The sequence below is a fragment of the Desulfofundulus thermosubterraneus DSM 16057 genome, from assembly GCF_900142025.1.
Taxonomy (GTDB): domain Bacteria; phylum Bacillota; class Desulfotomaculia; order Desulfotomaculales; family Desulfovirgulaceae; genus Desulfofundulus; species Desulfofundulus thermosubterraneus.
In genome coordinates this window covers 1-12,150 of sequence record NZ_FQZM01000036.1, presented here as the reverse complement: position 1 = coordinate 12,150, position 12,150 = coordinate 1, and the positions used below count along the sequence as shown (strand labels likewise).

The 12,150-nt window shown below is 54.4% G+C and carries 14 protein-coding genes; 4 read left to right on the top strand and 10 right to left on the bottom strand.

Annotated features, from left to right (window positions below):
• Window positions 1-3: 3 nt before the first annotated feature.
• The 7 genes from BUA65_RS12985 to BUA65_RS12950 form a co-directional block, all read right to left on the bottom strand.
• Window positions 4-450, bottom strand: a complete 447-nt coding sequence (locus tag BUA65_RS12985; RefSeq protein ID WP_072870270.1) for a 4Fe-4S dicluster domain-containing protein — start codon at window positions 448-450, stop codon at window positions 4-6.
• 220 nt (window positions 451-670) lie between these two features.
• A complete protein-coding gene (glnA, locus tag BUA65_RS12980) occupies window positions 671-2,002 on the bottom strand; it encodes a type I glutamate--ammonia ligase (RefSeq protein WP_072870268.1) in 1,332 nt (443 codons plus the stop codon).
• A 282-nt stretch (window positions 2,003-2,284) separates the two neighbouring features.
• Entirely contained in the window at window positions 2,285-3,616 is a 1,332-nt protein-coding gene (gene glnA / locus BUA65_RS12970) for a type I glutamate--ammonia ligase (protein WP_072870265.1), read from the bottom strand.
• A gap of 115 nt (window positions 3,617-3,731) precedes the next feature.
• Complete coding sequence (locus BUA65_RS12965) at window positions 3,732-4,313, bottom strand: ANTAR domain-containing response regulator (RefSeq protein ID WP_072870263.1); 582 nt, start codon at window positions 4,311-4,313, stop codon at window positions 3,732-3,734.
• A gap of 232 nt (window positions 4,314-4,545) precedes the next feature.
• A complete protein-coding gene (locus tag BUA65_RS12960; RefSeq protein ID WP_072870261.1) occupies window positions 4,546-6,126 on the bottom strand; it encodes an FMN-binding glutamate synthase family protein in 1,581 nt (526 codons plus the stop codon).
• Window positions 6,127-6,374: 248 nt separating this feature from the next.
• Window positions 6,375-7,694, bottom strand: a complete 1,320-nt coding sequence (glnA, locus tag BUA65_RS12955) for a type I glutamate--ammonia ligase (protein WP_072870260.1) — start codon at window positions 7,692-7,694, stop codon at window positions 6,375-6,377.
• A 210-nt stretch (window positions 7,695-7,904) separates the two neighbouring features.
• Window positions 7,905-8,480, bottom strand: coding sequence for an ANTAR domain-containing response regulator (locus BUA65_RS12950; RefSeq protein ID WP_072870258.1), 576 nt, complete (start codon window positions 8,478-8,480; stop codon window positions 7,905-7,907).
• 203 nt (window positions 8,481-8,683) lie between these two features.
• Here BUA65_RS12950 and BUA65_RS12945 point away from each other — a divergent pair, with 203 nt between their 5' ends.
• Window positions 8,684-9,799 carry a PRK06851 family protein gene (locus tag BUA65_RS12945; RefSeq protein WP_072870257.1) on the top strand — a complete coding sequence of 372 codons (1,116 nt, stop codon included), beginning with the start codon at window positions 8,684-8,686 and terminating at the stop codon, window positions 9,797-9,799.
• Between the two features lie 112 nt (window positions 9,800-9,911).
• Here BUA65_RS12945 and BUA65_RS12940 read toward each other — a convergent pair whose 3' ends face one another.
• A complete protein-coding gene (locus BUA65_RS12940; protein ID WP_072870255.1) occupies window positions 9,912-10,151 on the bottom strand; it encodes a helix-turn-helix domain-containing protein in 240 nt (79 codons plus the stop codon).
• Window positions 10,152-10,339: 188 nt separating this feature from the next.
• Window positions 10,340-10,513, bottom strand: a complete 174-nt coding sequence (locus BUA65_RS18335) for a hypothetical protein (RefSeq protein WP_165613254.1) — start codon at window positions 10,511-10,513, stop codon at window positions 10,340-10,342.
• A gap of 104 nt (window positions 10,514-10,617) precedes the next feature.
• Here BUA65_RS18335 and BUA65_RS12935 point away from each other — a divergent pair, with 104 nt between their 5' ends.
• From BUA65_RS12935 to BUA65_RS12925, 3 genes are read left to right on the top strand one after another with little or no spacing between them, the layout of a single operon-like run.
• On the top strand, window positions 10,618-10,899 hold the full coding sequence (locus BUA65_RS12935; protein ID WP_013821648.1) for a hypothetical protein: 282 nt from the start codon (window positions 10,618-10,620) through the stop codon (window positions 10,897-10,899).
• A gap of 5 nt (window positions 10,900-10,904) precedes the next feature.
• Window positions 10,905-11,399 (top strand): PIN domain-containing protein, encoded by a 495-nt coding sequence (locus tag BUA65_RS12930; protein WP_072870254.1) that lies wholly within the window; start codon window positions 10,905-10,907, stop codon window positions 11,397-11,399.
• Window positions 11,384-11,713 (top strand): UPF0175 family protein, encoded by a 330-nt coding sequence (locus BUA65_RS12925; RefSeq protein ID WP_013821646.1) that lies wholly within the window; start codon window positions 11,384-11,386, stop codon window positions 11,711-11,713. Before BUA65_RS12930 ends, BUA65_RS12925 begins: the two co-directional genes overlap by 16 nt.
• A gap of 201 nt (window positions 11,714-11,914) precedes the next feature.
• Here BUA65_RS12925 and BUA65_RS12920 read toward each other — a convergent pair.
• Window positions 11,915-12,150 (bottom strand): transposase domain-containing protein (locus BUA65_RS12920; RefSeq protein ID WP_131821510.1); only part of this gene is annotated, 236 nt, incomplete at its 5' end.

The following is a 12,150-nucleotide window of genomic DNA, read 5'->3' as shown; positions in this document are numbered from 1 at the left end:
TGCTTAACTGGTGAACGAATCCTGGTAAACCAGAGCCCGGTTGGGACACTGCTTCACGCAGGTCGGTTCTCCCATTTCCTTACACAGATCGCACCTGGCTATTTTACGGTTGACTTCATCCATGACCACTGCCCCGTAGGGACAGGCCATAACGCAGCTGTAGCAGCCCACACAGCGGCCGGCGTCGTGTTCCACCCGGCCCGTGAGGGGATCCCTGTACAATGCCCCGCTGATGCATGCCTCCACGCAGGACGGTTCACTACAGTGCCGGCAATGCACGGGGAGGGTAAAGGGCAGGTTTTCTTCCACCACCACCCGGGGTACCGGCCGTGGCGTTTCATAGAGAAATGCTTTAAGAATGTTTTTACTGCGTGAATGTGCCACCACGCACCAGACCTCACAGAGGTGGCAACCAATACAGACTTCCGGCTTGACCACAACTCGAGGCATGTTCACTTCTCCTTCCGGCAATCTAAAAAATAAAAGCCCACGGCAGGCCTGTGGGATGGAAATGGAAATTTTCCTCCTTGAAAGGTGACCTGCACGTGGGCCTCGTTGCCCTCGTTACCCCGGCACACCGTTGTGCCGGTTTCATTTGTCTTATTAATGTCGTACACTTCGATAGCGAGCGTTCCTCGTCGTCCGGTGCTCCGGCCTGGAACGAGCAAGGTTAATACTTGGTCAGGTACTCTTCAATCTCCCAGGGATGCACCTGCACGCGATAGCGGTCCCATTCGATGCGCTTGGCCTCCATAAAGCGGCTGTATACGTGGGGGCCGAGAGCTTCCTTGATCACCTCGTCCCGCTCCAGCTCATCCAGGGCTTCCTTCAAACTCTCGGGCAGGCAGCCGATGCCCCGCTCCTCCCGTTCCCTGACACTCATTTCATAAATGTTACAGTCACAAGGCGGCGGAGGCAAAATGCGGTTTTTAATACCGTCCAGCCCCGCCGCCAGGCACACTGCCAGGGCCAGGTACGGGTTGCAGGACGGGTCCGGGCTGCGCAACTCGATGCGGGTTGACTGGCCCCGCTTGGCCGGAATACGGATGAGGGGGCTGCGATTGCGGGAGGACCAGGCGATATACACCGGTGCCTCGTAACCGGAAACCAGACGCTTGTACGAGTTTACCGTCGGGTTGGTTATGGCGGCAATGGCCCGGGCGTGCTTTATCAAGCCACCGATGTAATACAGGGCCGTATCACTCAACTGCAGGGGTGCCTGGGGATCGTAAAAGGCATTCTCCCCGTTTTTCATAAGGGACTGGTTTAAGTGCATGCCCGAACCGGCAATGCCGAATATGGGCTTGGGCATGAAGGAGGCATGCAGCCCGTGCCTTTGGGCGATGGTGCGCACCACAAACTTAAAGGTGACCACCTTGTCGGCGGTATCCAGGGCATCGGCGTATTTAAAATCAATTTCGTGCTGTCCGGGAGCCACCTCATGGTGGGAAGCCTCGATTTCAAAACCCATCTGCTCCAGGGTGAGGACCATGTCCCGCCGGGCATCTTCACCCAAATCCACGGGCGTCAGGTCAAAATAACCAGCCCGGTCGTGGGTGATGGTGGTGGGACGGCCGTCACTGTCTACGTGGAAGAGGAAAAATTCCGCCTCCGGCCCCACGTTCATCGTAAAGCCCATTTCCCGGGCTTCGGCTATAACACGCTTGAGCACATAACGGGGGTCGCCGATAAAAGGCGTGCCGTCGGCGTTAAAAATATCACATATCAACCGGGCCACCGCCCCGTCCCGGGGGCGCCAGGGAAAGACCACAAACGTGGCCGGGTCCGGGCGCAAGTACATGTCCGATTCTTCGATACGAACGAAACCTTCAATGGAAGAGCCGTCAAACATAAGCTCTCCGTTTAAAGCCTTGTCCAGCTGTTCCACGGTAATGGATACGTTTTTCAATACTCCGAAAATATCGGTAAACTGCAGGCGGATAAATTTCACTCCCAGTTCTTTGGCCAGATGCCTTACATCATCGTTAGTCAACTGAGCCACGGGCCTTCAACCTCTCCCTTCTAAAAAACCGGGGCTATTTACGAAAAAAAGGCCACACCTGCAGGATAGCGGTTTCACCTGCTGCATGTGGGCCCCATTGCCCCTTCCGGATACAACATCGTACCCGAATTATGTTGTTGCACCGTTATTTTAAAGCTAGTTTATAGTATATACCATAAATACCTCAAAAGAAAAGGGCTTTTTGACAAATTTTTTACCCTGGAAAAAATGCCCTACCGGGTATCCCCGGCAGGGCTATTAGGAGGATGGTAACAAAACTTTTTAAAACTTGGTTAGGTACTCTTCAATTTCCCAGGGGTGAACCTGGACGCGGTAGTTTTCCCATTCCTTTTGTTTGGCCTCGACAAACTTGGTGTAAATGTCCTCGCCCAGAGCTCCCCTGATCACTTCGTCCCTGGCCAGTTCCTGCAGGGCTTCCTCCAGGCTGGCGGGCAGGCTCTCGATGCCCAGTTCCCGCCGCTCGGCAGCGGTCATCTCGTAAATGTTGCGGTCACAGGGAGGCGGCGGCGCAATGCGGTTTTTAATCCCATCCAGGCCGGCCGCCAGACAGACCGCCAGGGCCAGGTAGGGGTTGCAGGACGGATCGGGGTTGCGCAGCTCAATGCGGGTGGACATGCCCCGCTTGGCCGGGATGCGGATCAGCGGGCTGCGGTTGCGCCCCGACCAGGCAATATAAACCGGGGCCTCATAACCGGGCACCAGACGTTTATAGGAGTTTACCGTAGGGTTGGTCACCGCGGCCAGGGCCCGGGCATGCTTCATTAGACCGCCGATGTAGTAACGGGCAATATCACTCAACCCGTCGGGGGCGGAAGGGTCATAGAAAGCATTTTCGTTCCCCCGGAAGAGGGACTGGTTGGTGTGCATGCCGCTGCCGTTAATGCCATAGACAGGCTTGGGCATGAACGTGGCATGTAAACCGTGCCGCTGGGCAATGGTCCGCACCACAAATTTGAAGGTCACAATTTTATCGGCACAATCCAGGGCATCAGAATACTTAAAGTCAATTTCATGCTGGCCGGGAGCCACCTCGTGGTGGGAAGCCTCGATTTCAAAGCCCATCTCCTCCAGGGTGAGCACCATAGCCCGGCGGGCGTTCTCCCCCAGATCCACAGGGCTGAGGTCGAAGTAACCGGCCTTATCGTGGGTGCGCAGGGTGGGACGTCCCTCAGAATCCACCTGGAAAAGGAAGAATTCCATCTCAGGTCCCACATTCATGGTAAAGCCCATCTCCGCAGCCTGGGCTAGGACCTTCTTTAAGGTGTTGCGGGGGCAACCGGCATAAGGGGTGCCGTCGGGATTATAGACATCGCACATGAGCCGGGCCACGGCACCATCCCGGGGACGCCAGGGGAATACAGCAAAAGTTTTGGGATCGGGACGAAGGTACATATCGGACTCTTCAATGCGGGTAAATCCGTGAATGGATGAGCCGTCAAACATCAGCTCCCCGTCCAGGGCCTTTTCCAGCTGTTCCACGGTGATGGCCATATTTTTGAGCACACCGAGAATGTCGGTAAACTGCAGGCGGATGAACTTTACACCCATTTCCCTCGCTTTGGCCAGTACTTCTTTTTTGATTGCTTCGTCCATAAAACAACCACCTTCTTGAAATTTTCCAAAATGGAAAAGGCGCCCCCAGGGGAATAGTTTCATGCTTAATTCCCCACAGGGCGCCTTTGCCCATTTTTCGGTACGTCATTATACCTTAACTTTTTAAGTTATGGGCCAGGATGATGGCTTCGGCAACCTGACGCATGGAAATGCGTTTGTCCATGCTGCTTTTTTGCATGCGCCGGAATGCCTCGGCTTCCGTGAGTCCCAGTGTCTCCATCAGGATTCCCTTAGCTTTTTCGACTAATTTACGGGTTTCCAGGGCTTCCTTTAATTCCTGGACCTGGTTTTCCAGCTTGATGATTTCCTGGTAGTTGGCCAGGGCCAGTTCCACGGCGGACAACAGGGTACTTTCATCCACCGGCTTGGTCAGGAGGGCCGATACCCGCGCCTCTTTGGCTTTATCTAAAAGGCCGGGACTCATGGAGTTAACCAGCACGATCACTGGGGCCAACTTATCCTCATGGAGAATGCGTGCCACTTCCAGCCCGTCCATGCCCGGCACCCCAGCCTCGATGATCAGCAGATCCGGCTGCCGGCTGCGCACCAGCTTGAGGCCCGAAAGGCCATCCGATGCCTCACCCACGACCCAGTATCCCAGCTTGGTGAGCACGGCTTTAATGGACTTTCTCCAGGTGGCATCGCTATCTACCAGCACTATTCTCTGTTCCGCCATGGAGATTTTCCTCCCAAATTGTTCCAGGTAACCAACCCGCCGGGCGTTGCCGGACTACTGGAAAAACTACCACCTTCCCGGGAAGGAAAAATGCCCTCTTCAAGGCCTTATGACCTGTCGAGGGCATCATTGCCTGTTCATGGCCGGGCACATCATTGTACCCACAAAATAATTCTTTAGCATGCCTTTATTATAATCCGTACCCCGGCCCTTGGCAACAGTTTTTTTTGTGTTAACCCAAAATTTCTTCTACCTCTTCGGCATCCACATCCATGACGTACCTGATGCCGGTAATTTCAGCAGCTTCCCTGGTCAGGGCGGTCACATCGTCCCGGGTGATGTAGGACAGGGCAAACTTGCGGGCGCCGCACATGAACTGCCGCAGGCCCTGGGCAAGCCGTTCAAAGTAGGTGTAGACACCGATGGCTCCCACGGGCAGCTTTTCAAAGGCCTCGGCACCCAGTTTTTCCTTCAGCTCGCTGGCGGCAATGAAGACCTGCTCAAGGGACTCACCGTATTTCTTGTACTCATTGGGCACCTTGCCGGATTTTACGGCTTCGCCCACAGTCTTACCCACCATGGCCGCCGTCAGGGGCGAGCGGGCCATGCCGATAGCTTTCACGTAGGGAGCACCAATGGCCAGTCCCTTGAACATGTGATCCTCCAGGGTGAAACCACCGGCAATAGCCACCGGCGGGACATAGGCGCCCTTGGCCGCCAGTCTATCCAGGTACTTGACCAGCAGCGCCTGCAGGTAGACGGTTGGCACGCCCCACTCATTCATCATCCGCCAGGGGCTCATACCGGTACCGCCGCCGGCACCATCAACGGTGAGCAGGTCGAGCCTGGCATCAGAGGCATATTTTACTGCCCGGGCCAGGTCGGCCGGACGGTAGGCGCCGGTCTTCAGGAAGACATACTTTGCCCCGACCCTACGCAGTTCTTCCACCCGGGCCATAAAGGACTCGTATTCCACCATGCCGATGCGCGAATGGCGCTCAAACTCACTGAAAGCACCGGCCCGGTAGGCCGCCTGCACCCTGGGATCCGTGGGATCGGGCAGCACAATGTACCCGCGGCTCTTTAGCTGCAGCGCCCGCTCCAGGCTGTCCAGCTTAACTTCGCCGCCGATGTCCTTGGCCCCCTGCCCCCACTTGAGCTCTACAGCCTCCACGCCCAGCTTTTCAATGGCGTACTCCTGGACCCCCAGTTTGGTATCTTCCACATTGGCCTGTACGGCAATAAATCCCTTACCGTTGTACCATTCCTGGAAGTCCTTCACCCGCCTGGCAAGGTTGGGGGAATGGACAACGCGCCCATCCTTTATTTCCGCATTGGGGTCCATGGCGCATACGTTTTCACCGATAACAATGCCCACCCCGGATACAGCTGCCCCGGCGGCCAAGTGGTCCCAGTTATTGGCAGCTACATTGGTGGACCCCATGGCAGCAACTACAATGGGCAGGTTCAGTTTTAAATCAGCGTTGGCTCCCACAGCGGTTTCCAGGCTGACTGCCGGGAAAATGGCCCTGTCGGGATCGGCTTCAATACCGTGGGCACCCACGGCGGTACCGAGGATGTTGAAGTGGGAATAATCCACCGGGTAATCCTTCTGGGAAGCAGAGGTAGTTTTGCCAAAGGGTTGGGGATAGAGCACTTCCTTGCCCCGCACGGAAGATTTACCTATTTCACAAAGGCCGGGGCAGCCGTCCAGACAAGTTACACACATCCCGCTAAAGGGACAATAGCTCTCACCGGTGCGCAGCCGGGTCAGAGTAGCTGCAGTGGCGTTAACACCTTTACTAAAACTCATTGTTCCATCCTCCTAAAAAACACGGTAAAATTAAGGTAATGGTTCTTTCAAAAATGTTCTCTTCTCTGGTGCCGGCCTGGTGGTCAACACCAAGCCGGAATTTTTTACCCGCCGTTTTTCACTATCGAGCCAGTCTTTTGCCCTTCAATTTTCGCCAGCCATCCCCCCCCTTCTCATCTATTATTTTTCCACCGGGAATACCCCGGATTGTTTCTTTCACAAAGTGTCCTGGTAGCAAAATCCCGGAACTAGAAGTTAGTCAAATACTCATCCAGCTCCCACTGGTGCACCTGGGCCTGATAGCGCTCCCACTCGTCTTCTTTGGCTTCCAGGAAGCGACCGGTAATCTCCTTCCCCAGAGCGTTCTGGATCACTGCATCACCGGCTAGAGCCCGCAACGCGTCCGCTAGGTGGCGAGGCAGGCCAATGCGGCGAACCAGCTCCCTTACCGGCGCATGGTTCTCCGACAGGGGTGCCCCGGGCACCAGGCCGCGTTCGATGCCGTCCAATCCGGCTGCCAGGGAGGCAGCCAGGGCCAGATAGGGATTGGCGGTAGGATCGGGGCTGCGTAAAACTACCCGGGTACCTTCCTGTCGCTGGGCTGGCACACGGATCATGGTGCTGCGGTTTTCCTCCGACCAGGCGGCCAGTACCGGAGCCAGGTCAGTGGGTACAAGACGCTTGTAACTGTTGACCAGCGGATTGGTAATGGCCGTTAAGGCCCCGGCATGGGTAATCAACCCCGCTATATAACGGTAGGCCAGCTCGCTTAGCTGGTGCTCCCCCGCAGGATCGTAAAAGGCATTTTCACCGTCCCGCCACAGAAACTGGTGCAAATGCATTCCCGAGCCGTTGTAACAGGCCAGGGGGCGGGGCATAAAGGAGGCGTGCAGGCCGTGCCGCTGGGCAATGGTGCGCACCACAAATTTAAAGGTGGCAATGCTGTCGGCCACAGTTAAAGCGTCATCTTCTTTAAGGAAGATTTCATGCTGCCCCGGCGCAATCTCATGGTGGGAAGAAGAAACATCTAGGCCCATTTCCTGGAGGGTGAGCACCATATCCCGCCGGGCATTTTCACCCAGATCCACCGGCGTAAGGTCACAATATCCTGCCCGGTCGTGGGTGGTAACGGTCGGCTTGCCCTGGGCATCGGTATGGAAAAGGAAAAATTCGATCTGCGCTCCTACCTGGAACTCCAGATCCATTTCTTTCGCCCTTGACAGCACCCGCTTTAAAGCCGCCCGGGAACAGGCGCCGTAAGGTTCACCCCGGGGGGTCAGTACATCACAGATCAACCGGGCCACAGCCCCTTCCCGGGGCCGCCAGGGAAAGACCACAAAAGTGGCCGGGTCGGGGAGCAGGTAAATGTCCGACTCACGGTTTTGGACGAAACCCTCGATCACCGAGCTGTCAAACATCACCCGGCCTTCCAGCGCACGGGGCAGTTCCTCCACAGTGATGGCTATATTTTTCAAAACACCGAAGACATCGGTAAACTGCAACCGGATAAACTTGACATTGTATTCCCGGGCTTTGTGGAGTACGTCTTCGGCGGTCAGGGTGGGCATGGTGATCTCTCCTTCCAAAACTCAGGGACAAGAAAACAAAAAACGCCCTGCTTCAGGCCCGTGTTTACCTTACAGACCTGAACCAGGACGCCATTGCCCTGAAAAAAACCGTACAAGGATGATTATAACAGGATTGCCCGGGAGATCAAGATGTTCTTGATAAGAAATACTGTATACAGTTAGTCCCGCCGCAAAAATTTGCAAATACCCTTACTTTTCCAGGGCCATAATAACTTCCCGGGCCACCCGGGCTAAAGGTACGCAGCGATTCATACTTAGCTTTTGCAGGTATTTATAGGCCTGCCGCTCCGTCATTCCTTTTCTCTCCATAAGCAAACCCTTGGCCCGCTCCGTCAACTTGCGCTCTTCCAGGGCTTTGCGCAGGCCTCTTATTTCCTTTTCCAGCCGCATGGTCCGCTCAAAGGAAGCCAGGGCCATTTCAATGGTCGGCACCACCATTTCCTCCTGCAAAGGCCTGGGGAGCACCCCGTAAACCCCGGGGGAACGTACCAGCTCGGCCACATTTTGCTGGTGCAAGTCGGCCGTGAGCACCACCGGAGCCACATGATGTTCTTCGATAATGCCGGCCACATCTATACCCTCACTCCCTGGAAGGCGGTATTCCAGAATCACCAGTTCCGGGGTGGTTTGAAAGACTATCTGCAGTAAGGACCGGCCGTCCTGCGTTTCCCCAATCACCATGTATCCCGCATGGCGCAGGATCTCTTTAAGCCGGACGCGAAAATCCCTGTCGCTTTCGGCAACAACAATGCGGGTCCTGTACACCGGGACCACACTCCACCTTTTTCGTCACTGAATTACATTATAACATGTTGAAATTGAGGCGGGAAACAGCCGGCAAGGCCGTCTTTTAAGGGTGCCATACCCCCGTGAAGCCAGTTTTTCAATCCCAAAATTATAGCAACGTGTCATTTTAACTTGCAAATAAGCATATATTTCCCCAAAAACCAATCTGGGGGGTACGCATATTGAGTAAGGGAAGGCTAAAAAAGGTTTTCCCGGGAGGCAACACCTGCCGGGGATTTTACTCGTTTTACGACTACATTATTGAACCCGACGCCACCCGCATTTTTGTTATTAAGGGGGGGCCCGGTGTCGGGAAGTCAACTTTTATGCGCAAGATTGGCGAGGAAATGCTGGAGCGGGGTTACAACGTGGAATTCCATTGCTGCTCTTCGGACAACGGCTCGCTGGACGGGGTAGTTATTCCGGCCATCAAGGTGGCATTGCTTGACGGCACCGCTCCCCACGTGGTTGATCCCAAGAACCCGGGAGCGGTGGATGAAATTGTTCACCTGGGGGACCACTGGAACGAAGAAGGCCTGCGGGCACATAAAAGAGAAATCCTGGCTTTAAACCAGGAAATAGGACGGCTATTTAAACGGGCCTACAGCTACCTGGCCGCCGCCCACCTCTTTCTGGAAGAGGTACGCAACCATTACCGGGAAACCGGCGCCTTTAATGTGGGTGCCTTTGATAAGCTCGCGCTTGATTTGACCCACGAAATCTTTGCGGGGCAAACACGTCAGACAGATAACCCCAAAGCCCGCCACCTTTTTGCTACGGCCATCACCCCCGACGGGACGGTGAGCTATCTGGACACTATCGTTGGTCACTTAAAGAAACGTTATATTATCAATGGCGACGACGGTACGGGCAAGACCACCCTGGTCCGGCGGATTATGGATGCCGCTTTAATGCGCGGGTTCGACGTAGAAGCCTACCACTGTGCCCTGGACCCGTCCCGGATCGAACACCTGGTCATCCCCGGGCTGAACCTGGCGGTGGTTAACTCCGTAGAGCCCCACTATTATAAACCCCAAAACGGCGACGTGGTTGTGGATACCATGACCTGTGTCAGGCCCGTGTCCGACCCGGTTTTGCAGGCCGAAAGGGATACCGCCCGGGAGATGTACCGGCGCTGCATGGAAGAGGCGGTGGATTTCATCCACCGCGCCAAGAAGGTCCACGACGAAATGGAAGCCTACTATATCCCGAACATGAACTTCCAGGATATCGAAGCCCGCAGGCAAAAGGTGCTGGCCAGGATCCTGGAACTGGCTGAGGAGGTAAACGGGCAGTAGGGATAGAATTGCAGGTAACATCTGCGGAAGAAATGTAGTGATTTTATGACTGCCTCAAACTGGGTGGCCCTTCCAGGCCGCCCTTTTTCTAGTCCGCAATTTAATATATTTGTCACCCGCCGAACGGGCGGTAAAACAGCCAGGGTACCTGCTGTCCACCATATACATTTGGCCACCCCAGCCCCCGGCGTTTCCAGGAAATCAGCCCGTAGTCCTGCAGTTCCTTCAGGTACTTTTCAACGGTATTGACGCTGCAGTTGGCCGCTTCGGCGACGCGCGCCTGGCCGGGCCAGCATTCGCCGTCCTGCCAGGCGAACATGAGAAGGAGCATGTAAATACACTCCGCCTGCATGCTCAGCCCGCGTGCCGTCAGAATAGCGTTGGGTGTGGAAGCGAAACCCTTATTTCAAAGTCGGGTCCAGGGTGATCAGTGTCTTTTCCCGCATTCTTTGTCCCTCCCAAAATGGGCGAGAACGGGGAGATAGCCTTTTTGTTCGAGCTCCTGTAAAGGCCGGTCAACCTTCCTCTCCGAAAACCCCGTCACCTCAGCCAGTTCCCGGCGGTCGCTCCCCTGCCATAAGCAAACATCAAGAGAACCATGTACAAACCCTTTGCTTCGATCGACAGCTCCCGCTTCTTCAGTACGGCAATTAGTACTGGTGTGAACCCCTGTTTCATAACGGAGTCGAGTATCACGAGAGTCTTTTCTTTCATGATCTGCCACCTCACAATTAAAAAGCGGCCGGCATGATAGCTCACCGCATAATTGTTGCTCTTATTTACAGGATATGGTATACTGGACAACGAGGTGAAATCAAATGGCAGTTGAACGTTTGGTTGAGGAAATCAAAAAACTGACCCCAAAGCAAAAGGAAGAGTTATTCCGCAAATTAGGAATCACCCTTCCTATAGAAAACGAAGAATTCCGTGGCGGCCCTGATGACCCCCTGGCAGAGTTAATTGGCATGTTTAAGGGGCCGGGTACTGGCTCCCGCAAATACAAGGAGGATTTGTATGGGGGCGACAGCATCGTGCTGCTGGATGAAAGGGGCATCGCCCATCAGTGTGACTATATCAAACACGCAATCATAAGCGGGTGAAAGCATTGCCTGAATATGTGGTGGACTCATCGTTCTTAATCTCGCTGTCCAGGATTAACGCCCTCCAGTTGATTAAGCTGCTGCCCGGGCCCGCCCTTTGCCCGGAGGAAGTGTACCAGGAAGTTGTTGAAACAGGTTTACACCGGGGCTACGCCGATGCGTTTCTGATCAGCCGTGAAGTCTTTCTCCCCGAACCACCCCTGGTCAAAAGCGTGGCGGTATCAAATCGCCTGGGAACAAAAGGAGTATCTCCGGTGGATGATAGCGTTTTATCCCTGGCTTTTCAGCGAAAGGCCGTCCTGTTGACAGATGATATAAGGTTGCGTAAAAAGGCTCTTGGAGCCGGCCTGAAGGTTCATACCTCGCCGGAATTCCTTCTGTATTATCTTAACTATGACAGTTTCAAATCGGCCCTTGATGGTTTGGTAAAACACAGGCGACTGGACGAAAAAATAGCAAAACTTTACCTGGAGGCCAAGAGACAATGGAAAAAAGAGTAAGAATAAGCACCGAGTTTGATCCGGTGCTCTTAAAAAGGTTGGACGCATATGCTTCCAAAAGGTACCTGGACCGTTCATCCGCCCTTCAACAATTGGTTTCCTTTGCGCTACGTGAAATCTACAAAAAGGAGGCCGTACAGGCTTACCGGGAGGGCCGGATGACTATCCGGCAGTGCGCAGACATGCTGGGAGTGGATTACTTTGAAATGAACGAAATTCTCAAGTCTGAAAATATAAACGTCATTCCCGACCCCGAACAGGGCCTGGCAACACTGTTGCCGGAATTGGAAGATTCCTTTGGGAAAAACCCGTAAACCATATGCATTACTGGGCTTGTACCCTTACACAGAATGTTTTATAGCCGTAACAACCCCCCACGTGGTTGATCCCAAGAACCCGGGAGCGGTGGATGAAATCGTGCATCTGGGGGACCACTGGAACCCGGTCATCCCCGGGCTGAAACTGTAAGCGTAAAATAAACCCCACCTTGCAATCAGGTGGGGACATAATCTGGCTTATTTATTAGCCCTGCAGACAGGGGGCAGCGAATCGGACCAGGGGAGTAACTGATCCAGGGCGTTACTGTCTTTAGGGTTCAGGTTGGGAAGTTTTTCAAAAAGATAGCTGAGGTACTGGAAAGGATTCAACCCATTCTCCTTTGCCGTTTCTATGATGCTGTAAGTAATAGCGCTGGCCCGTGCACCCCGCGGAGTATTGGCAAACAACCAGTTCTTGCGGCCAATGACAAAGG

Coding starts and splice junctions, on each gene's coding strand:
- BUA65_RS18335 (WP_165613254.1), bottom strand. CDS start 10,513: ATGAAAGAAAAGACTCTCGTGATACTCGACTCCGTTATGAAACAGGGG.
- BUA65_RS12985 (WP_072870270.1), bottom strand. CDS start 450: ATGCCTCGAGTTGTGGTCAAGCCGGAAGTCTGTATTGGTTGCCACCTC.
- BUA65_RS12960 (WP_072870261.1), bottom strand. CDS start 6,126: ATGAGTTTTAGTAAAGGTGTTAACGCCACTGCAGCTACTCTGACCCGG.
- BUA65_RS12965 (WP_072870263.1), bottom strand. CDS start 4,313: ATGGCGGAACAGAGAATAGTGCTGGTAGATAGCGATGCCACCTGGAGA.
- glnA (WP_072870265.1), bottom strand. CDS start 3,616: ATGGACGAAGCAATCAAAAAAGAAGTACTGGCCAAAGCGAGGGAAATG.
- BUA65_RS12925 (WP_013821646.1), top strand. CDS start 11,384: ATGGAAAAAAGAGTAAGAATAAGCACCGAGTTTGATCCGGTGCTCTTA.
- BUA65_RS12935 (WP_013821648.1), top strand. CDS start 10,618: ATGGCAGTTGAACGTTTGGTTGAGGAAATCAAAAAACTGACCCCAAAG.
- glnA (WP_072870260.1), bottom strand. CDS start 7,694: ATGCCCACCCTGACCGCCGAAGACGTACTCCACAAAGCCCGGGAATAC.
- BUA65_RS12940 (WP_072870255.1), bottom strand. CDS start 10,151: ATGCAGGCGGAGTGTATTTACATGCTCCTTCTCATGTTCGCCTGGCAG.